This is a genomic window from Delftia sp. WSY_10 (assembly GCF_043104705.1).
GTDB classification, from domain to species: domain Bacteria; phylum Pseudomonadota; class Gammaproteobacteria; order Burkholderiales; family Burkholderiaceae_C; genus Comamonas; species Comamonas tsuruhatensis.
Genome location: NZ_JBICKY010000053.1, coordinates 181,781 through 198,806 on the forward strand (window position 1 = coordinate 181,781; position 17,026 = coordinate 198,806).

General features: G+C 67.7%; 15 protein-coding genes. 11 read left to right on the forward strand and 4 right to left on the reverse strand.

Annotated features, from left to right (window positions below; genetic code table 11):
• The first annotated feature begins 113 nt into the window (after positions 1-113).
• From clpS to sbcB, 4 genes are all read left to right on the forward strand, one after another.
• A complete protein-coding gene (gene clpS, locus ACF8ML_RS21990) occupies positions 114-491 on the forward strand; it encodes an ATP-dependent Clp protease adapter ClpS (RefSeq protein WP_016454840.1) in 378 nt (125 codons plus the stop codon).
• 63 nt (positions 492-554) lie between these two features.
• A complete protein-coding gene (clpA, locus tag ACF8ML_RS21995; RefSeq protein WP_016446866.1) occupies positions 555-2,891 on the forward strand; it encodes an ATP-dependent Clp protease ATP-binding subunit ClpA in 2,337 nt (778 codons plus the stop codon).
• 83 nt (positions 2,892-2,974) lie between these two features.
• Positions 2,975-4,429, forward strand: coding sequence for a cardiolipin synthase (cls, locus tag ACF8ML_RS22000; RefSeq protein WP_016446867.1), 1,455 nt, complete (start codon positions 2,975-2,977; stop codon positions 4,427-4,429).
• A 37-nt stretch (positions 4,430-4,466) separates the two neighbouring features.
• Positions 4,467-5,906, forward strand: coding sequence for an exodeoxyribonuclease I (sbcB, locus tag ACF8ML_RS22005; RefSeq protein WP_017404791.1), 1,440 nt, complete (start codon positions 4,467-4,469; stop codon positions 5,904-5,906).
• 133 nt (positions 5,907-6,039) lie between these two features.
• Here the strand turns inward: sbcB and ACF8ML_RS22010 are convergent, their stop codons facing one another.
• On the reverse strand, positions 6,040-7,269 hold the full coding sequence (locus ACF8ML_RS22010; protein WP_017404792.1) for a nucleoside recognition domain-containing protein: 1,230 nt from the start codon (positions 7,267-7,269) through the stop codon (positions 6,040-6,042).
• Positions 7,270-7,417: 148 nt separating this feature from the next.
• Between ACF8ML_RS22010 and ACF8ML_RS22015 the strand changes: the two genes are divergently transcribed.
• On the forward strand, positions 7,418-7,813 hold the full coding sequence (locus ACF8ML_RS22015; protein ID WP_047473457.1) for a VOC family protein: 396 nt from the start codon (positions 7,418-7,420) through the stop codon (positions 7,811-7,813).
• 19 nt (positions 7,814-7,832) lie between these two features.
• Here the strand turns inward: ACF8ML_RS22015 and tam are convergent, their stop codons facing one another.
• Positions 7,833-8,606, reverse strand: coding sequence for a trans-aconitate 2-methyltransferase (gene tam, locus ACF8ML_RS22020; RefSeq protein WP_252651735.1), 774 nt, complete (start codon positions 8,604-8,606; stop codon positions 7,833-7,835).
• Positions 8,607-8,713: 107 nt separating this feature from the next.
• Here tam and ACF8ML_RS22025 point away from each other — a divergent pair, with 107 nt between their 5' ends.
• Positions 8,714-9,622, forward strand: coding sequence for a LysR family transcriptional regulator (locus tag ACF8ML_RS22025; RefSeq protein WP_392407969.1), 909 nt, complete (start codon positions 8,714-8,716; stop codon positions 9,620-9,622).
• 9 nt (positions 9,623-9,631) lie between these two features.
• Here the strand turns inward: ACF8ML_RS22025 and ACF8ML_RS22030 are convergent, their stop codons facing one another.
• Positions 9,632-10,549: a LysR family transcriptional regulator gene (locus ACF8ML_RS22030; protein WP_392407970.1), complete on the reverse strand. Its 918-nt coding sequence runs from the start codon at positions 10,547-10,549 to the stop codon at positions 9,632-9,634.
• Between the two features lie 75 nt (positions 10,550-10,624).
• On the opposite strand from ACF8ML_RS22030, the gene ACF8ML_RS22035 reads away from it, so the two are divergent.
• From ACF8ML_RS22035 to ACF8ML_RS22055, 5 genes are all read left to right on the forward strand, one after another.
• Positions 10,625-11,494 (forward strand): CoA ester lyase, encoded by an 870-nt coding sequence (locus ACF8ML_RS22035; protein ID WP_047327733.1) that lies wholly within the window; start codon positions 10,625-10,627, stop codon positions 11,492-11,494.
• Between the two features lie 81 nt (positions 11,495-11,575).
• Positions 11,576-12,580, forward strand: coding sequence for a tripartite tricarboxylate transporter substrate binding protein (locus tag ACF8ML_RS22040; RefSeq protein ID WP_046985916.1), 1,005 nt, complete (start codon positions 11,576-11,578; stop codon positions 12,578-12,580).
• A gap of 58 nt (positions 12,581-12,638) precedes the next feature.
• The gene (locus tag ACF8ML_RS22045) at positions 12,639-13,802 is read left to right on the forward strand and encodes a CoA transferase (RefSeq protein WP_047327735.1); all 1,164 of its coding nucleotides are present in this window, start codon (positions 12,639-12,641) and stop codon (positions 13,800-13,802) included.
• Positions 13,802-14,647: an amidohydrolase gene (locus ACF8ML_RS22050; protein WP_047327736.1), complete on the forward strand. Its 846-nt coding sequence runs from the start codon at positions 13,802-13,804 to the stop codon at positions 14,645-14,647. Before ACF8ML_RS22045 ends, ACF8ML_RS22050 begins: the two co-directional genes overlap by 1 nt.
• A gap of 63 nt (positions 14,648-14,710) precedes the next feature.
• Entirely contained in the window at positions 14,711-15,703 is a 993-nt protein-coding gene (locus ACF8ML_RS22055; protein ID WP_392407971.1) for a tripartite tricarboxylate transporter substrate binding protein, read from the forward strand.
• A 20-nt stretch (positions 15,704-15,723) separates the two neighbouring features.
• On the opposite strand, the gene ACF8ML_RS22060 is transcribed toward ACF8ML_RS22055, so the two are convergent.
• Entirely contained in the window at positions 15,724-16,866 is a 1,143-nt protein-coding gene (locus ACF8ML_RS22060; protein WP_392407972.1) for a PQQ-dependent sugar dehydrogenase, read from the reverse strand.
• Positions 16,867-17,026 lie beyond the last annotated feature (160 nt).

Genomic DNA, 17,026 nt, shown 5'->3' on the forward strand with positions numbered 1-17,026 from the left:
CCGGTGGCGGCAAGCAGGCACTGCTTTGGTGCGTGCTGGCCAGCCCGGGCAGGCGCCGCGCTTGAATTCTTCAGGCACGCCTCGCATATCCCTTCCGGAAAACAGTGGCTCCGATGGCTAGAATGATTTTCATGGCAACCCAACCCCCTTCGACCCCTCCTGCCATTCCCACAGTGCGGCCCGTGTCCGATGACGACGGCGCCGTGGTGCTGGAGCGGCGGCGCCAGCGCGTGCAGCCGCCGCAGATGTACCAGGTCGTGATGCTCAACGATGACTTCACGCCCATGGAATTCGTCATCATCGTCCTGCAGGAACTCTTCGGCAAGGACCGCGAAACGGCCACCCAGATCATGCTCAAGATCCATCTCGACGGCCGCGGCGTCTGCGGCGTGTACTCGCGCGATGTGGCGGCCACCAAGGTCGAGCAGGTGCTGCAGGCCGCCCAGAAAGCGGGCCATCCGTTGCAGGCCATGTTCGAGCCTGTTGAATAAACCCGGGCCGCCCTGATTTATGGTTGCAGTCAATAATCCCCAGCAAGCGAAAAGGAGTCATCAATGATCGCCCAGGAACTGGAAGTCAGCTTGCACATGGCCTTTGTCGAAGCACGCCAGCAGCGCCACGAGTTCATCACCGTGGAACACCTGCTGCTGGCCCTGCTGGACAACCCCAGTGCAGCGGAAGTGCTGCGCGCCTGCTCAGCCAACATCGATGACCTGCGCTCGGCCCTGTCCAACTTCATCAAGGACAACACGCCCCAGGTCGCGGGCACCGACGAAGTGGACACGCAGCCCACGCTGGGTTTCCAGCGTGTGATTCAGCGCGCCATCATGCATGTGCAATCGACCGGCAACGGCAAGAAGGAAGTCACGGGCGCCAACGTGCTCGTGGCCATCTTCGGTGAAAAGGACTCGCATGCCGTCTACTACCTGCACCAGCAGGGCGTGACGCGCCTGGACGTGGTCAATTTCATCGCCCACGGCATCAAGAAGGGCGAGCCGCCCGAGCCTGCGAAGGCGGAGAACCCTGCGGAATCCGAAGAGGGTGCCGGTGGCGAACGCAACGAAAAGGCCTCGCCCCTGGAGCAGTTCACGCTGAACCTCAACCAGGCGGCCAAGGACGGCAAGATCGATCCGCTGATCGGGCGCGACTACGAGGTCGAGCGCACCATCCAGATCCTGTGCCGCCGCCGCAAGAACAACCCGCTGCTGGTCGGCGAGGCCGGCGTGGGCAAGACCGCGATCGCCGAGGGCCTGGCCTGGCGCATCACCGAAGGCAAGGTGCCCGAGGTGCTGACCGAGGCCGTGGTCTATTCGCTGGACATGGGCGCGCTGCTGGCAGGCACCAAGTACCGTGGCGATTTCGAGCAGCGCCTCAAGGGCGTGCTCAAGTCGCTGAAGGACAAGCCCAACGCCATCCTGTTCATCGACGAGATCCACACGCTGATCGGCGCGGGCGCCGCTTCGGGCGGCACGCTGGACGCGTCCAACCTGCTCAAGCCGGCGCTGTCCAGCGGCCAGCTCAAGTGCATCGGCGCCACCACGTTCACCGAGTACCGCGGCATCTTCGAAAAGGATGCGGCCCTGTCGCGGCGCTTCCAGAAGGTGGATGTGGTCGAGCCCACGGTGGCCGAGACCGTGGACATCCTCAAGGGCCTGAAGTCGCGCTTCGAGGAACACCACAGCGTGCAGTACGCCGCTGCCGCCCTGCAGGCTGCGGCCGAGCTGTCGGCCAAGTACATCAATGACCGCCACCTGCCCGACAAGGCCATCGACGTGATCGACGAGGCCGGCGCCGCGCAGCGCATCATTCCGGTGGAGCAGCGCAAGCAGACCATCGACAAGGCCGAGATCGAGGCCATCGTGGCCAAGATCGCGCGCATTCCGCCTGCCAACGTGTCCAACGACGACCGCAGCAAGCTGCAGACGCTGGAGCGCGACCTCAAGAGCGTGGTCTTCGGCCAGGACAAGGCGCTGGAAGCGCTGGCCTCCTCGGTCAAGATGGCGCGCTCGGGCCTGGGCAAGCCGGACAAGCCGATCGGCTCCTTCCTGTTCTCGGGCCCCACCGGCGTGGGCAAGACGGAAGCGGCCAAGCAGCTGGCCTACATTTTGGGCGTGGACCTGATCCGCTTCGACATGTCGGAGTACATGGAGCGCCATGCCGTCAGCCGCCTGATCGGCGCGCCTCCGGGCTATGTGGGCTTTGACCAGGGCGGCCTGCTGACCGAGGCCGTGACCAAGAAGCCGCATTCGGTGCTGCTGCTCGACGAAATCGAGAAGGCGCATCCGGACATCTTCAACGTGCTGCTGCAGGTCATGGACCACGGCACGCTGACGGACAACAACGGGCGCAAGGCCGACTTCCGCAACGTGATCCTCATCATGACCACGAACGCGGGTGCAGAGACCATCAACAAGGCCTCGATCGGCTTCACCAACCCGCGCCAGGCCGGCGACGAAATGGGCGACATCAAGCGCCTGTTCACGCCGGAGTTCCGCAACCGTCTGGACGCCATCGTCAGCTTCAAGCCGCTGGACGAGCAGGTCATCCTGCGCGTGGTCGACAAGTTCCTGCTGCAGCTGGAGCAGCAGCTTGCCGAAAAGCGCGTGGAGGTCACCTTCACCGATGCGCTGCGCAAGCACCTGGCCAGGAAGGGCTTCGATCCGCTCATGGGCGCCCGTCCCATGCAGCGCCTGATCCAGGACACCATCCGGCGCTCGCTGGCCGACGAGCTGCTGTTCGGGCAGCTGGTCGACGGTGGCCGCCTGGAAGTGGACTGGGTGGTCGATGCCGACGACGCCGAAAAGGGCGAGGTCAGGCTCGACATCACGCCCCAGCCCAGGCAGGATCCGGCTTCCGAGCCGGCCGAGCCCAAAGAGGCCACTGCCGACTGATGTGCATCGCCTGATGCCCATCGCGCAAGCCGACAGCCCCCCGGGCTGCCGGCTTTTTCTTTGATCCGCCCGAAGGAGTCTTTGTGGAGTGGCTTCGTCAGTACCTGACCCATGAGAATGCGCTGCTGCTGCTGTCGGTGACCTGGTCGGTCTATGTGGTGATCGTCGCGGTGTGGATCCTTTTGCAGCGCAGCGCACCCGTGGCCACGCTGAGCTGGCTGCTGTCCATGGCGGCGATTCCCGTGGGCGGGCTGGCCATCTATTATTTCTTCGGCCCGCAGCGGCTCAAGCGCCAGCGCATCAAGCGGCTGCGCGCGCGCAAGACATCGCGCGTGCGCTCGGGCGTGCAGCGGCTGCGCGAGCGCATGCCCGGCAGTCCCGAGCGCCTGCACCAGGTTGCGCGACTGGTGGCCGCCACCAGCGACTTTCCGGTGAGCACGGCCACCGACCTGCGGCTGCTGGTCGGTGGCGCGGCCACCTTCGACGCCATCATCGACGCGGTGAATGCCGCGCGCCACCACATCCACCTCGAGTACTACATCTTCGAGCCCGACCAGACCGGCACGGCCCTGCGCGACCTGCTGATACAGCGGGCCCGCGCAGGCATACAGGTGCGCCTGCTGGTGGATGCCCTGGGCTCCAAGAAGCTGGGGCGGCGCTTTCTGCAGCCGCTGGAGGATGCGGGCGCCGAGGTCGCGCTGTTCCATGGCACCAAGATCGGCCGGCGGCTGCGCCCGGTCATCAACTTCCGCACCCACCGCAAGATCCTGGTGTGCGACGGCAAGGTGGGCTTCACGGGCGGCGTCAACGTGACCGACGAAGAGAACGCGCGTGTCATGCCCGATGCCTACCACGACGTGCACCTGCGCCTGGAGGGCGCCATCGTCAACTGGCTGCAGACCGTGTTCCTCGAGGACTGGGCCTACGCCCTCGAAAAGGACCCCAAGAGCGAGCCCGCCGACATCGACCTGCTGCTGCCGGACGCGCCCGAGGGCCCGCTGCCCGTGCAGGTCATCACCTCCGGCCCCGACAACGGCCTGCAGGCCATCTACCGCGCCCATCTTGCGGCCATCAACGCGGCCGAGGAGCGTGTCTGGCTGACCACGCCGTACTTCGTTCCCACGGAGGCCGCGCTGGCCGCGCTCACCAATGCCTCGCTGCGCGGCGTGGATGTGCAGCTGCTGGTGCCGCGCCGCTCCGATTCGGCCCTGGTCACGGCGGCCGCGCGCTCCTACTACGACGAACTGATCCGCTGCGGCGTGCGCGTCTACGAATACAAGGCGCGCATGCTGCACTCCAAGACGCTGGTGGTGGACGGCAGCATCTCCATCATCGGCACGGCCAACTTCGACTACCGCAGCTTCTTCCTGAACTACGAAGTCTGCGCCATCGCCTACGGGCCCCAGCTCAATGGCGACCTGGCGCGCCAGTTCGAGCTGGACCTGGAGCAGGCGCAGCGCGTGCATTTCAAGCGCGACCTGGGCTTCGCACTGCGCCTGTTCGACTCCGGCGCGCGCCTTTGCTCACCCTTGCTGTGATGTCCGGACGCACTTTTTTCGCAGGCATACTCGCCCGATGGCCCATACCTTCTTCTGGCACGACTACGAGACCTTCGGCGCCCAGCCGCGCTATGACCGGCCCGCGCAATTCGCGGGCATCCGCACGGATGCGGAACTCAATGAAATCGGCGAGCCCGTCATGTGGTATTGCCAGCCGGCAGGCGACTACCTGCCCGATCCGCAGTCCTGCCTGATCACCGGCATCACGCCCCAGCAATGCCTGGAGCAGGGCATGCCCGAGGCCCAGTTCGCCGCCCGCATCGAGGCAGAACTGGCCCAGGCCGGCACCGTGGGCGTGGGCTACAACACCATCCGTTTTGACGACGAGATCACGCGCTTCATGTTCTGGCGCAACCTCATCGACCCCTATGCGCGCGAATGGCAAAACGGCTGCGGGCGCTGGGATCTGCTCGACGTGGTGCGCATGGTCTATGCGCTGCGCCCAGAAGGCATTGTCTGGCCGAAAAAGGAGGATGGATCTCCAAGCTTCAAGCTCGAGGACCTGGCCCGCGCCAACGGCCTGCTGCACGAGAAGGCGCACGATGCCCTGTCCGACGTGCGTGCCACCATCGGGCTGGCCCGGCTGATCCGCAAGGTCCAGCCCAGATTGTTCGACTTCGCCTTCTCGCTGCACAAGAAGGACCGTGTGCTGCAGGAAATGGGCCTGCCGGCCGAGCCGGCGCATGCCAGGCCTTTCCTGCACGTCAGCGGCATGATCCGGCCCGAGCGCGGCTGCATCGCCGTCATGTGGCCGCTGGCCACGCACCCCACCAACAAGAACGAGATCATCTGCTGGGATCTGGCGCAGGACCCGTCCGAGCTGGCCTCCATCGACGTGGACACGCTGCGCCTGCGCCTGTTCTCGCGCGCGGCCGACCTGCCCGAAGGCATGCAGCGCCTGCCCATCAAGAGCATCCACGTCAACAAGTCGCCCATGGTGGTCGGCAGCCTCAAGACGCTGAGCCCGGCCATGGCCGCGCAATGGGGCATCGATGTGGAGCAGTGCATGGGCCATGCGGCCATTGCACGGGACCTGCCCGACATGAGCGCGCTGTGGCGTGCCGTTCACCAGCGCCCTGCGCAGGAAGGGCTGGATGCCGACCAGGACCTGTACGGCGGTTTCGTGGGCAATGAGGACCGGCGCCGCCTGAACCACCTGCGCAGCCTGTCCGCGCAGGAGCTGGCGCTGGACCGCACGGGCTTCGACGATGCCCGCCTGACCGAGCTGCTGTTCCGCTACCGCGCCCGCAATTTCCCCGCCAGCCTGAACCCGGCCGAGCGCCAGCGCTGGCTGCAGCACTGCGCGGCCTGCCTGATCGAAGGCAAGGGCGGCGCACGCACGGCCGAGCAGATGTTTGCCATGGTCGATCAGCTATCGGAAACTGCCGACGAGCGCGGCGAGGAGATCCTGGGGGCGCTGTATGACTATGCCGAGGCGATCATGCCGGAACTTTAGTTCCCCCTGAGCCGCTGCGCGGCTTCTCCCGAGAGGTGCGACACTCTCGCGGCGGGGCGGCCGGCGTAGGCACTTGCTCGGTCTTCCTCGCCTTGGACCGCGTCGGCTTCAGGCGCAGCGCCCATTTGTGCCCTCAGCCAAAGAACTTGTAGCAGACCACGATGGCCGCCACCACGCCGGCCAGTTCGGCGATGAGGGCGCAGGGCACGGCGTGACGGGCGCGCTGTATGCCTACGGCGCCGAAGTAGACGGCCAGGACGTAGAAAGTGGTTTCGGTGCTGCCCTGGATGGTGGCGGCCACCAGGGCGGCGAAGCTGTCCACGCCCTGGGTCTGCATGGTCTCGATCAGCATGGCGCGCGCCGCGCTGCCCGAGAAGGGTTTGACCAGGGCCGTGGGCAGGGCGTCCACGAAGCGGGCGTCCATGCCCATGGCATCGACCACCCAGCGTATGCCCGACAGCGCATACTCCAGCGCGCCCGATGCGCGGAACACGCCCACGGCGCAGAGCATGGCCACCAGATAGGGCAGCAGGCCCTTGGCCACGTCAAAGCCTTCCTTGGCGCCCTCGATGAAGCTGTCGTAGACCGCGACCTTGCGCCAGGCGCCCAGAGTGACGAACAGCACGATCAGGGCAAACAGCGTCAGGTTGCCCAGCAGCGATGACAGCTGGGCCAGTGCGGCCGCCGACAGCGTGGCCAGAAAGGCCATGAAGCCCGCCAGCGCCAAGCCCAGCGGCAGCAGATAGCCCAGCACCACGGGGCTCCACAGCGGCAGCCTCTGCACGGCGGCCACGGCCAGCAGGCCGACCAGGGTCGAGGCCGAGGTGGCCAGCAAGATCGGCAGAAAGACCAGGGTGGGATCGGGCGCACCCTGCTGCATGCGGTACATGAAGATGGTCACGGGCAGCAAGGTCAGCGACGACGCATTGAGCACCAGGAACAGGATCTGCGCATTGGTGGCGGTGTCGGGCCGGGGGTTGAGCTCCTGCAGCGAGCGCATGGCCTTCAGGCCCATGGGCGTGGCCGCGTTGTCCAGTCCCAGCCCGTTGGCCGCGAAGTTCAGCGTGATCAGGCCCAGGGCCGGATGGCCGCGCGGCACCTCGGGCATGAGCCTGGCGAACAACGGGCCCAGCACGCGCGCCAGCCACTCCACCACGCCGGCCTTCTCTGCGATGCGCAGAAAGCCCAGCCACAGCGTCAGCGTGCCGAACAGCAGCACCATGACCTCGACCGACAGCCTGGCCATGGCAAACAGCGCCTGCACCATGGCCGAGAAAATCCCGGCCTGGCCGCCGACCAGCCATTGGGCCAGCGCAGCCACGGCCGCCACCAGAAAAAAGCCCAGCCACAAGGCATTCAGCATGGATTCCCGTCCCTCACGAGGCAATTGCAAGCCGCCATTGTGGGGCCAGCCGCAGGGCTTACGGGCCAGGGCGGCAGGGCATTGACAGGGCTCCGTTATCCTCGCGGCCCCGTGGTCCGAGGACCGCACCATTGCTGCAAAGGATTCCATGCCCCAGGTGATAGGACAGGTGAGCGTCGCCGTGCGCGACTATGACGAGGCGCTGCGCTTTTATGTGGGCGCGCTGGGCTTCGTGCTGATCGAGGACACCGCCCTGTCCGAGGGCAAGCGCTGGGTCACCGTGGCTCCCGGTGGCGGCGGTGTGCGCCTGCTGCTGGCCCGCGCCACGAATGAGGAACAGGCCGCGCGCGTGGGCAACCAGACGGGCGGGCGCGTGTTCCTGTTCCTGCAGACCGACGACTGCCTGCGCGACTTCGAGGCCTACCGCTCGCGCGGCGTGCGCTTTGTGCAGGAACCCCAGCGCAAGCCCCACGGCACCGTGGCCGTGTTCGAAGACCTCTACGGCAATCTGTGGGATCTCATCGAGTTGCATCCGGCGCGCTGAGGGCCGAAGGCGCGCTGCTTCAGCGGCTGGCCACGATGAACAGCCTGGGGAAGGGCAGCAGCACCGTGCCATCGTCCAGCGCGGGGTAGGCCTGGGAGATGGCCTGCAGATACGCTGCGTAGAAGCCGGCCTTTTGCTCCTCGTCCAGCGGCGCGACGAAGGGGCGCAGCGCCGAACCCTTGAACCACTCAACCACCGCGGCATGGCCGCCCGCCAGCGGGTGGAAGTAGGTGGTGCGCCAGACATCGACGTTGCTGCAGTGCGGGCGAAGCAGGGCGTAGTAGAAGTCCGCGCTGTGACGTGCGGGGTGGCGCACATCGCCAATCGTGGCAGCCCATGGGCCGCTGGCGGCCACTTCGCGTGCCAGCCGGTGGGCCGGTTCTTCCAGGTTGTCCGGTGTCTGCACGGCCAGGCTGCCACCGGGGGCCAAGTGGCTGACGAGGCGCGGGTAAAGCTGCTGGTGGTCGGGCAGCCACTGCAGCGAGGCATTGGCCAGGATCACGTCCTGCGGCTGGTCGGGCTGCCAGGTGGCGATGTCGGCCAGGCAGAAGGCCGTGCCCGGCAGCCGCTTGCGTGCGGCATCCAGCATGTCCTCGGAGTTGTCCAGTCCCGTCACGGTGGCCTCGGGGAAGCGCTGGGCCAGGACCTCGGTGGAGTTGCCGGGGCCGCAGCCCAGGTCCACGGCCAGCCGCACGGCGCGGCCAGGCAGATCGGGAATGGCTGCCACCAGGTCGCGCACGGGGCGCGTGCGCTCCTGCTCGAACGTTGTGTACTGCTTTGCGGACCAGGTCATCGTGTTGCCTTTCAGGTAGGTGTGTTTGTGGGGCGCGAGCGTAAATCCGTCCATCCATGATTGCAAATGCCACAATTGAAGTCTTCCCATACCTTGAAAGTATTGACGTGCCCGAGCTTCGCCAACTGCGCGCCTTTGTCGCCATCGCCGAGGAAGGCCACATCACCCGCGCGGCCGAGCGGCTGGGCATGCAGCAGCCGCCGCTGACGCGGTTGCTGCAGGGCCTGGAACACGAATTGGGCGTGGAGCTGGTGCAGCGCCTGCCGCGCGGCGTGCGGCCCACGGCGGCGGGGCTGGCGCTGCTGGAAGAGGCCAGGGCGCTGCTGGCCCGCTCCGATGGGCTGGCCGAAGTGGTGGGCCGTGCCGCCCGCGGCGAGACGGGCCGGCTGGCCGTGGGTTTCACCAGCTCTGCCGCGCTGCATCCCTTCGTGCCCGGCGTGCTGCGCATGTTCCGCCAGCAGGTGCCCGGCGTGGCCGTGGCGCTGGAGGAGGCGGGTACGGGTGAACTCATGGATGCACTGCTGCACGAGCGGCTGGACGCGGCCTTTGTGCGCTCGCCCCTGCATGGCAGCCAGGGGCTGCAGGCCGTGCCGATTCTGGAGGAGCCCATGCTGCTGGCCCTGCCTGCAGGGCATGCGCTGGCACGCCCATTGCGCCGGCCCGTGCCTTTGCCGCAGCTCGCCTCGGAGGATTTCGTGCTGTACCGGCGCAGGGTAGGGCAGGGCCTGTACGACGCCATTCTCAAGGCCTGCCTGGAGGCGGGTTTCAGTCCGCGCGTGGTGCAGGAGGCGCCGCGCATGACGGCCACGCTGAGCCTGGTCTCGGCAGGGCTGGGGCTGTCCATCGTGCCGGCCTCCATGCAGCGCCTGCGCAGCGACGGCATTGTCTACCGTGCGCTGTCCCAGTGCCCCGGGTTGGCTGCTCCCCTGCATCTGGCCACGCGCGTGGGCGATGCGTCGGCCGTGCTGCGCAGGTTCCAGGACCTGGTTGCCACGGCGGCCGTGGCGGAGTCCTGACGGCGCGGACTATGGTGACCTGGTTGCTGCGCGTGCGGCAGCGCGCGGGCCGCCGCGCTGCTTGACCACGGTGCGTGCGCAGTCCACCAGCCTGTGGATCAGCGGCAGCCGTGCCGACGAGCGCAGCCACATCACGCCAAAGCGCCGCGACTGCGATTCCTCGGGCAGGGCCAGGCGCACCACGCCCTGGCCATCGGGCAGGTTCAGTGCCGTGTCGGGCACCAGGGAGACGCCCAGGCCCCTGTCCACCATCATGGCAATGGCCACCAGCGAGCTCAGCTCAAAGCGCTCCTGCGGCGCAATCTGCGCGGCGCGCAGGTAGCGCTCCACCATTTGCCCACCGCCCAGGCTGCGGTCATAGCGGATCAGCGGCTGGGTGCGCAGCAGCGTGTGCGGGTCCAGGTGCGCCAGCTGGTGCGGCACCAGAAGCACCAGCGGCTCCTCGCGCAGCAGTGTCCAGTCGAAGGTCTTGGCCAGGGCGAACGAGGGGTGCAGGCAGACCGCCGCATCCAGCTCGCCCTGCCGCACGGCCTCGTACAGCTCGCGCGTGGTGGCCGACCGCAGGAACACCTTGGCGTCAGGGCACTTCTTCACGAAGCCGGCCAGGATGTCGGGCAGCAGGCTGTGCAGCGCCGTGTTGATGGTGCCTATGACCAGTTCCCCGGCCGTGCCTTCCTGGCTGACATGGGTCTTGGCATTGGCCAGTTCGCGCAGCAACTGCGGCGCGGATTGGGCCAGGCGGTGGCCGGCCGGGGTGGGCAGCACGGTGCGGCCTGCGCGGGCCAGCAGGGGGGCGTCGAACTCGCGCTCGAGGATGCGGATCTGCTGGGCCACGGCGGCGGCCGTGATATCCAGGCGCCGCGCGGCCTCGGCCATGGAGCCGGTCTCCACCACAAGCAGGAAGCTGTGCAGGTAGCTGGTTTCCATAAACAAAGAATTTGTGTGGTTTGAACAAATATTACCTGTGTTTCTCTTGGCTTTCTGCCGCCCACAATGCGGGCCATGAGAAGCAAACTGTTTGTTCCCGCATCGCGTCCCGAGCTGTTCGCCAAGGCACTGGCCGGCGAGGCCGACGCGCTGTCCTTCGACCTGGAGGACGCGGTGGCCGAAGCCCGCAAGGACGAGGCGCGCGGCCTGTTGCGCAGCTTCCTGCTCAGCCCTGAAAGCCGGGGCCACGGCAAGACGCTGATCGTGCGTGTCAACGCCATGGATACGCCGCATTTCGGCGCCGACATCGCCGAGATGGTGCGCGACGGCGTGCACCTCATCAACCTGCCCAAGCCCGAGACCGTGCAGCAGGTGCGCGAGGCCGCACAGCGCATTGCCGATGCGGCAGATGCCAACGGCGTGCCCCAGGCGCCTGGCCTGCTGCTCAACATCGAAACACCCCGCGCCCTGCGCTGCGCTGCCGAACTGGCCGGCGCCCACGCCAGCGTGGCCGGCCTGCAGATGGGGCTGGGCGACCTGTTCGAGCCCTTTGGCGTGAACCGGCGCGAGCCCGCCGCCATTGCCCAGGTGCTGCTTGCCGTGCGCATGGCCGCTGCCGAGGCAGGCATCTATGCCTATGACGGCGCCTTTGCCGACATCCGCGACAGCGACGGCTTCAGCGCCGAGGCGCGGCTGTCGCGCGGCCTGGGCTTTCTGGGCAAGACGTGCATACACCCCAGCCAGGTTGCGCTGGCCAATGCGGTCTACCAGCCGACCGAGCAGGAGATTTCCCACTCGCTGAAGGTGGTCCAGGCGGCCCGCGAGGCTGACGCCAATGCGCTGGGCGCCTATGTGGTGGACGGAAAGATGGTGGACAAGCCCTTTGTGCTGCGTGCCCAGGCCATCGTGGCTGCGGCGCATGCACAGGGGCTGCTGGTGGCCTGAATAGGGTTCTGGCATTCCGGTGTACCGGCGTCCTGCATGCCGGGCAACACAACGACAAGAAACAGGACAGGAGACAAAGACATGAGCATTTCGCATTGCCGCACGCGGCGCAGGCTGGTGGCGCTGGCGGCCACGGCAACGGTGGCCACGCTGGCCGGGCTGGCTTCGCCGGGATTGATGGCGCAGGGCGCCTTCCCGTCCAAGGCCATCACCATGGTGGTTCCCTATCCGCCGGGAGGCTCCAACGATGTGTTCGCACGCCAGGTGGCCAAGGAAATGGGCGATCTGCTCAAGCAGACCGTGATCGTGGACAACCGGCCCGGCGCCAGCGGCAACACCGGCACGGCCTCGGTGGCCAAGGCGACGGCGGACGGCTACACGCTGGTGGCGGTGTCGTCGAGCATGACCACGAATGCCGCGGTGCAGGCCAAGATGCCCTTCGACCCCGTCAAGGACCTGGCGCCCGTGGCCATGTTTGCCAAGGGCCCGCTGGTGGTGGCCGTGAACAACGAATTCCCGGCCAGGACGCCGCAGGATCTGGTGCGCGCCATCAAGGCCAGCCCGGGCCAGTTCAACTACGCCACCTCGGGCACCGGCAGCATCAACCACTTCGCGACCGAGATGATGCGCTCCATGGTGCCGGGCATGGACATCATGCATGTGCCCTACAAGGGCCAGGGTCCGGCCGTGACCGATGTGATCGGCAACCAGGTGCAGATGCTGGTCTCCAGCGGCCCGTCCATCCTGCCCATGGTGCGCAACGGCAAGCTGCGCGCCATCGGCATCACCAGCCTCAAGCCCAGCCCCATTGCGCCGGACCTGACGCCCATGGCAACGGCCATCCCGGGCTACGAATTCGATCTGTGGTGGGGGCTGCTGGCGCCTGCGGGCACTCCCGCCGACATCGTGGACCGCCTCAACCAGGCCGTGAACCAGGTGCTGGCCAAGCCGACCATCCAGGCCAGCTTCCTGCGCGAAGGCGCCATTGCCAACCCCGTGACGCCGCAGCAGTTCGCACAGGTGATCCGCAGCGACGTGGCGCGCTGGAAGCAGCTCGCCAAGGACCGCAATATCCAGGCCGATTGAACCCGGCCTTTGGCGGGAGGTGCCCCAGGCCTTCCCGCTTCCCTATCAGGAGAAACGAATGAGTTTTGTGCCCGGTGAACGCCAGGGGCCGAAAGGCCCGCTCAGCGGCGTGCGCGTGCTGGACCTGAGCGCCTATATCGCGGGGCCTTATGGCTGCTCGCTGCTGGCGGACCAGGGCGCCGAGGTGATCAAGGTCGAGCCGCCCGTGGGCGACAACCTGCGCAAGTACCCGTCCACGCTGGAGGCTGAAAGCCGCGCCTTCCTGGGCGTGAACCGCAGCAAGTGGGGCATGGTGCTGGACCTGAAGGACGAGGCCGACCACGCCGTGCTGCTGCGCCTGGTGCGCGAGGCCGATGTGCTGGTCCACAACTTCCGGCCCGGCGTGCCCGAGCGGCTGGGCATCGGTTTTGCGCAACTGGCCGCCATCAACCCACGCCTCGTCTATTGCAGCGTCACCGGCTACGGCAGCCGGGGTCCGCTCAAGGCCAAGGCGGGTTACGACCAGGTGCTGCAGACCATGACCGGCATGTGCGCCATGCAGGGCAAGGCTGGCGGGCCGCCCGAGATTCTCTACGGCTCCGTGGTGGACTACTACGCCTCGGCCCTGGTGGCGGGCGGCGTGTCGTCGGCGCTGTACGAGCGCGAGAAAAGCGGGCTGGGCCAGCATGTGGGCGTGTCGCTGCTGCGCGCGGCACTGACCATGCAGTCCGCACGCATGGTCTGGGCCGAGGGCGAGCCGCGCGAGGTGGGGCGCGACATGCGCTCCGGCGGCATCACGGGCATCCACCCGACGCGTGAAGGACATCTCTACATCTCGGCCAATACCGCGCATTTCTGGGAGGCGCTGTGCCGCAAGCTGGGGCTGCCCGAGCTGGCCGGCGACGAGCGCTACGACTCCGTGCGCAAGCGCGCCCAGCACCGCGACGTGCTGGTGCCGCTGCTGCGCCAGGCATTGGCAGGGCGCAGCGCGCTGGAATGGGAGGCCTTGTTCGGTGAGGAAGTGCCCTGCGCGGCGGCGCGCACGGTGGAAGACATGTTCGACGACCCGCAGGTGCAGGCCGAGGGCATGGTCACCCGCTTCGAGCATCCGACCCTGGGCAGCTACCGGGGCTTTGCCGGCGCCGTCGAATTCGACCGCACGCCCGGCCCGCTGGCCTTTGCCGCGCCCACGCTGGGCCAGCATACCGAGGCCCTGAAGGCCGCCGCGCAAGAGAGCCGCTGATGCACGCACTGCCCGCAGGCGCCTGCGACGCCCATCTGCACGTCTTCGATCCGCGCTTTGGTATGCGTTTTGGGGCCGAGGCGCCGCAGGCCATGCGCGCCCATGCCACGGCTGCCGACTATGCGCGGCTGCGCGGCGCCATGGGGCTGGAGCGCGCCGTCATCGTCCAGCCGCGTGCGCATGGCACGGACAACCGGGTCACGCTGCACGCCATCCAGTCGCTGGGCGCAGCAAGCACGCGCGGCATTGCCGTGGTGCACCCCGAGATCACCGACGCCCAGCTGCAGGCGCTGCATGACGGCGGCATTCGCGGCATCCGCTTTTCGCTGCATACCGAGCACGATGCAGCCGTGCGGCTGGACATGCTGGAGCCGTTGGCCGAGCGCATTGCCGCGCTGGGCTGGCATGTGCAGCTGCACTGGCTGGCCAGCCAGATCGAGGCCCATGCGGCGCTGCTGCAGCGGCTGCCATGCACCCTGGTGTTCGACCACATGGCGCGGCTGGCTGACAGCACTGACGGCGCAGGCGTGCACCAGCCCGCCTTCGGTGTGGTCCGTGGGCTGGTGCAGCAGGGCAGGGCCTGGGTCAAGCTCTCGGGCCCGTATCTGAACAGCCGGGCGGGCCTGGCCGCAGGCTATGCCGACTGCGACGCGCTGGCGCAGGCCTGGGTGGCCGAGGCCCCGCAGCGCCTGGTCTGGGGCAGCGACTGGCCCCATGTCACCGAAGCTGCCCATCCGCCGCAGACCCCGATGCTGCTGGCCCTGTTGTCACGCTGGATTCCCGATGCGGCGCTGCGCGCCCGCGTGCTGGTGGACAACGCCGCCGAGCTGTACGGATTCGATTGAGGGCGCGGGGCACGCAAGCCTCGCAGCCCAGGTTTTCACCATGGAGCAACAGGAGACAGAAACGTGAAGAAGATCAAGACATTGCGGCCCGCCATGACGGTGCTGGCCTTGGGGTTGGGCCTGGGACTGGGACTTTTCCAGGGCACGCTGTATGCGGCTGACTATCCGGCCGCGCAGGCCATCACGGTCGTCGTGCCGTTCTCGGCCGGCGGCGGTGCGGACAATGCGGCGCGCATCATCGCCAAGGCGCTGGGCGAGGTCTCGGGCCAGACCGTGGTGGTGGACAACAAGGCCGGCGCCAGCGGCGCCATCGGCGCCGCCCTCGTGGCGCGTGCCAAGGCCGACGGCTATACGGTGCTGTATGACGCATCGTCCTTCGCCATCAACCCCGCGTTGCGCAAGCTGCCCTATGACCCGGCCAAGGACTTCATTGCCGTGTCCCAGGCCATCAGCGTGCCCAACATCCTCGTGGCGGCGCCGTCCTCGCCCTACAACAGCTTGGCCGACTTCATGAATGCCGCGCGGCAAAAGCCCGGCAGGCTCACCTATGCCTCCTACGGCCCGGGCAGCCTGGCCCAGATGGCGACGGAACTGCTCAAGGCAGACGCCAAGTTCGATGCCGTCCACGTTCCCTACAAGGGCGGGGCGCCCGCCATCGTCGATGTCATGGGCGGCCAGGTCGATGTGTACTTTGCCAACGCCGCCTCCAGCATCAACTATGTCAAGGGCGGCAAGCTCAAGGCGCTGGCCGTGTCCTCGGCCAAGCGCATGCCGGACCTGCCCGACGTGCCCACGGTGGCGGAAAGCGGCATCAAGGGCTTCGAGGTCACGGAGTGGAACGGCTTCTTCCTGCCCGCAGGCACCGCGCCCGAGACCGTGCAGAAGCTGCAGGACCTGGTGCAAAAGGCCCTGGCCCTGCCGGCCACGCGCGCCAGCCTGGAGAAACTGGGCCTGACGCCCGTGGGCAGCTCCTCCGCCGCCTTCACGGGCTTCGTGGCCGCCGAGCGCAAGCGCTGGGATGCCGTGGTCAAGGCCAACGGCATCACCGTGCAGTGAGCCGCCGCGCGTGACGGGACTCAGGGCGTGGCGGTGACGCGCAGCAACTGCCCGCCCTGGGCGTCCGTCAGCAGGTAAAGCCAGCCGTCCGGTCCCTGGCGCACATCGCGCACGCGCTGGCCCAGGCGCGGCAGCACCTGCTCGCCGGCCGTCACCTTCCCGGACCTGATCGTCAGGCGCTCCAGCCGCTGGAACTTGAGCGAGCCCACGACCAGCGATCCCTTCCATTGCGCCCCATACCGGTCACTGGTCACAAAGGCCATGCCTGAGGGGGCGATCGACGGCACCCAGTAGTGCAGCGGCTGCTCCATGCCCTCCTTGCGCGTGATGCCGGCGCCGATCTTGCCGCCGCCATAGTTCTCGCCGTAGGTGATCACGGGCCAGCCGTAGTTCTTGCCGGGCTCGGGCCGGTTGACCTCGTCGCCGCCCTGCGGGCCGTGCTCATGCATCCACAGGCTGCCATCGGGCGCCAGCGCCGCGCCCTGGGCGTTGCGGTGGCCGTAGCTCCAGATCTCGGGCCAGGCATCCGCGCGGCCGACAAAGGGGTTGTCCCTGGGTACGCTGCCGTCCTTGGCAATGCGCACGATCTTGCCCAGGTGGCTTTGCAGGTTCTGGGCCTCTTCCTTGTAGCGCGAGCGCTCGCCCAGCGCCAGGAACAGCGTGCCATCGCTCTTGCCGTCCACCCTGCGCTCCACGATGCGGCAGCCGAAATGCAATGCGCTCGCGTACCTGGGGCGCTGCGAGAACAGCACTTTCACCTGCTCCAGCCGGCTGGCATCGTCGGACAGCCGGGCGCTGGCCAGCGCCGTGCTGTTCTTGCCGCTGTCGGCGCCGCTGCCGGGCTCGGAGTAGCAGAAGTACAGCTGGCGGTTGCGCGCGAAGTCGCTGTCCAGCACCACGTCCAGCAGGCCGCCCTGGCCTGCGGCCTCCACGGCCGGAAGGCCCGCCAGGGGAGCGCCCAGCCTTCCGTCGCCCTGCACGATGCGCATGCGGCCCGGCCGCTCGGTCACCAGGTAGCGCCCATCCGGCAGGAAAGCCATGGCCCAGGGGTGCTCCAGGCCTTCGGCGACGATTTCTGTGGAGAGGTTGGGGCTGGCGGCCCACAGTGCGCCGGACAGGCCCAGGGTGCTGATGGCGAGGGCGGCGGAAAGGGATGGCGGCATGCCGATGCTCCTGTGATGAGGGGACAAGACGGGAAGCCGGATGCACCGCCGTTGACGTCGGAGGCGGTGCAGCGCAGGCAGGGGGCTTCGCACAAGCCAGCATCATGCACGACGCCACCAGAGCCTGCGGCGACCTGTCAACCACTGTGCAAAAAGCCCG

What these genes read in the sequence shown, in the direction of transcription:
- clpS (WP_016454840.1), top strand. Translation starts at nt 114, where the DNA reads ATGGCTAGAATGATTTTCATGGCAACCCAACCCCCTTCGACCCCTCCT.
- clpA (WP_016446866.1), top strand. Translation starts at nt 555, where the DNA reads ATGATCGCCCAGGAACTGGAAGTCAGCTTGCACATGGCCTTTGTCGAA.
- sbcB (WP_017404791.1), top strand. Translation starts at nt 4,467, where the DNA reads ATGGCCCATACCTTCTTCTGGCACGACTACGAGACCTTCGGCGCCCAG.
- ACF8ML_RS22010 (WP_017404792.1), bottom strand. Translation starts at nt 7,269, where the DNA reads ATGCTGAATGCCTTGTGGCTGGGCTTTTTTCTGGTGGCGGCCGTGGCT.
- ACF8ML_RS22015 (WP_047473457.1), top strand. Translation starts at nt 7,418, where the DNA reads ATGCCCCAGGTGATAGGACAGGTGAGCGTCGCCGTGCGCGACTATGAC.
- tam (WP_252651735.1), bottom strand. Translation starts at nt 8,606, where the DNA reads ATGACCTGGTCCGCAAAGCAGTACACAACGTTCGAGCAGGAGCGCACG.
- ACF8ML_RS22030 (WP_392407970.1), bottom strand. Translation starts at nt 10,549, where the DNA reads ATGGAAACCAGCTACCTGCACAGCTTCCTGCTTGTGGTGGAGACCGGC.
- ACF8ML_RS22035 (WP_047327733.1), top strand. Translation starts at nt 10,625, where the DNA reads ATGAGAAGCAAACTGTTTGTTCCCGCATCGCGTCCCGAGCTGTTCGCC.
- ACF8ML_RS22040 (WP_046985916.1), top strand. Translation starts at nt 11,576, where the DNA reads ATGAGCATTTCGCATTGCCGCACGCGGCGCAGGCTGGTGGCGCTGGCG.
- ACF8ML_RS22045 (WP_047327735.1), top strand. Translation starts at nt 12,639, where the DNA reads ATGAGTTTTGTGCCCGGTGAACGCCAGGGGCCGAAAGGCCCGCTCAGC.
- ACF8ML_RS22050 (WP_047327736.1), top strand. Translation starts at nt 13,802, where the DNA reads ATGCACGCACTGCCCGCAGGCGCCTGCGACGCCCATCTGCACGTCTTC.
- ACF8ML_RS22060 (WP_392407972.1), bottom strand. Translation starts at nt 16,866, where the DNA reads ATGCCGCCATCCCTTTCCGCCGCCCTCGCCATCAGCACCCTGGGCCTG.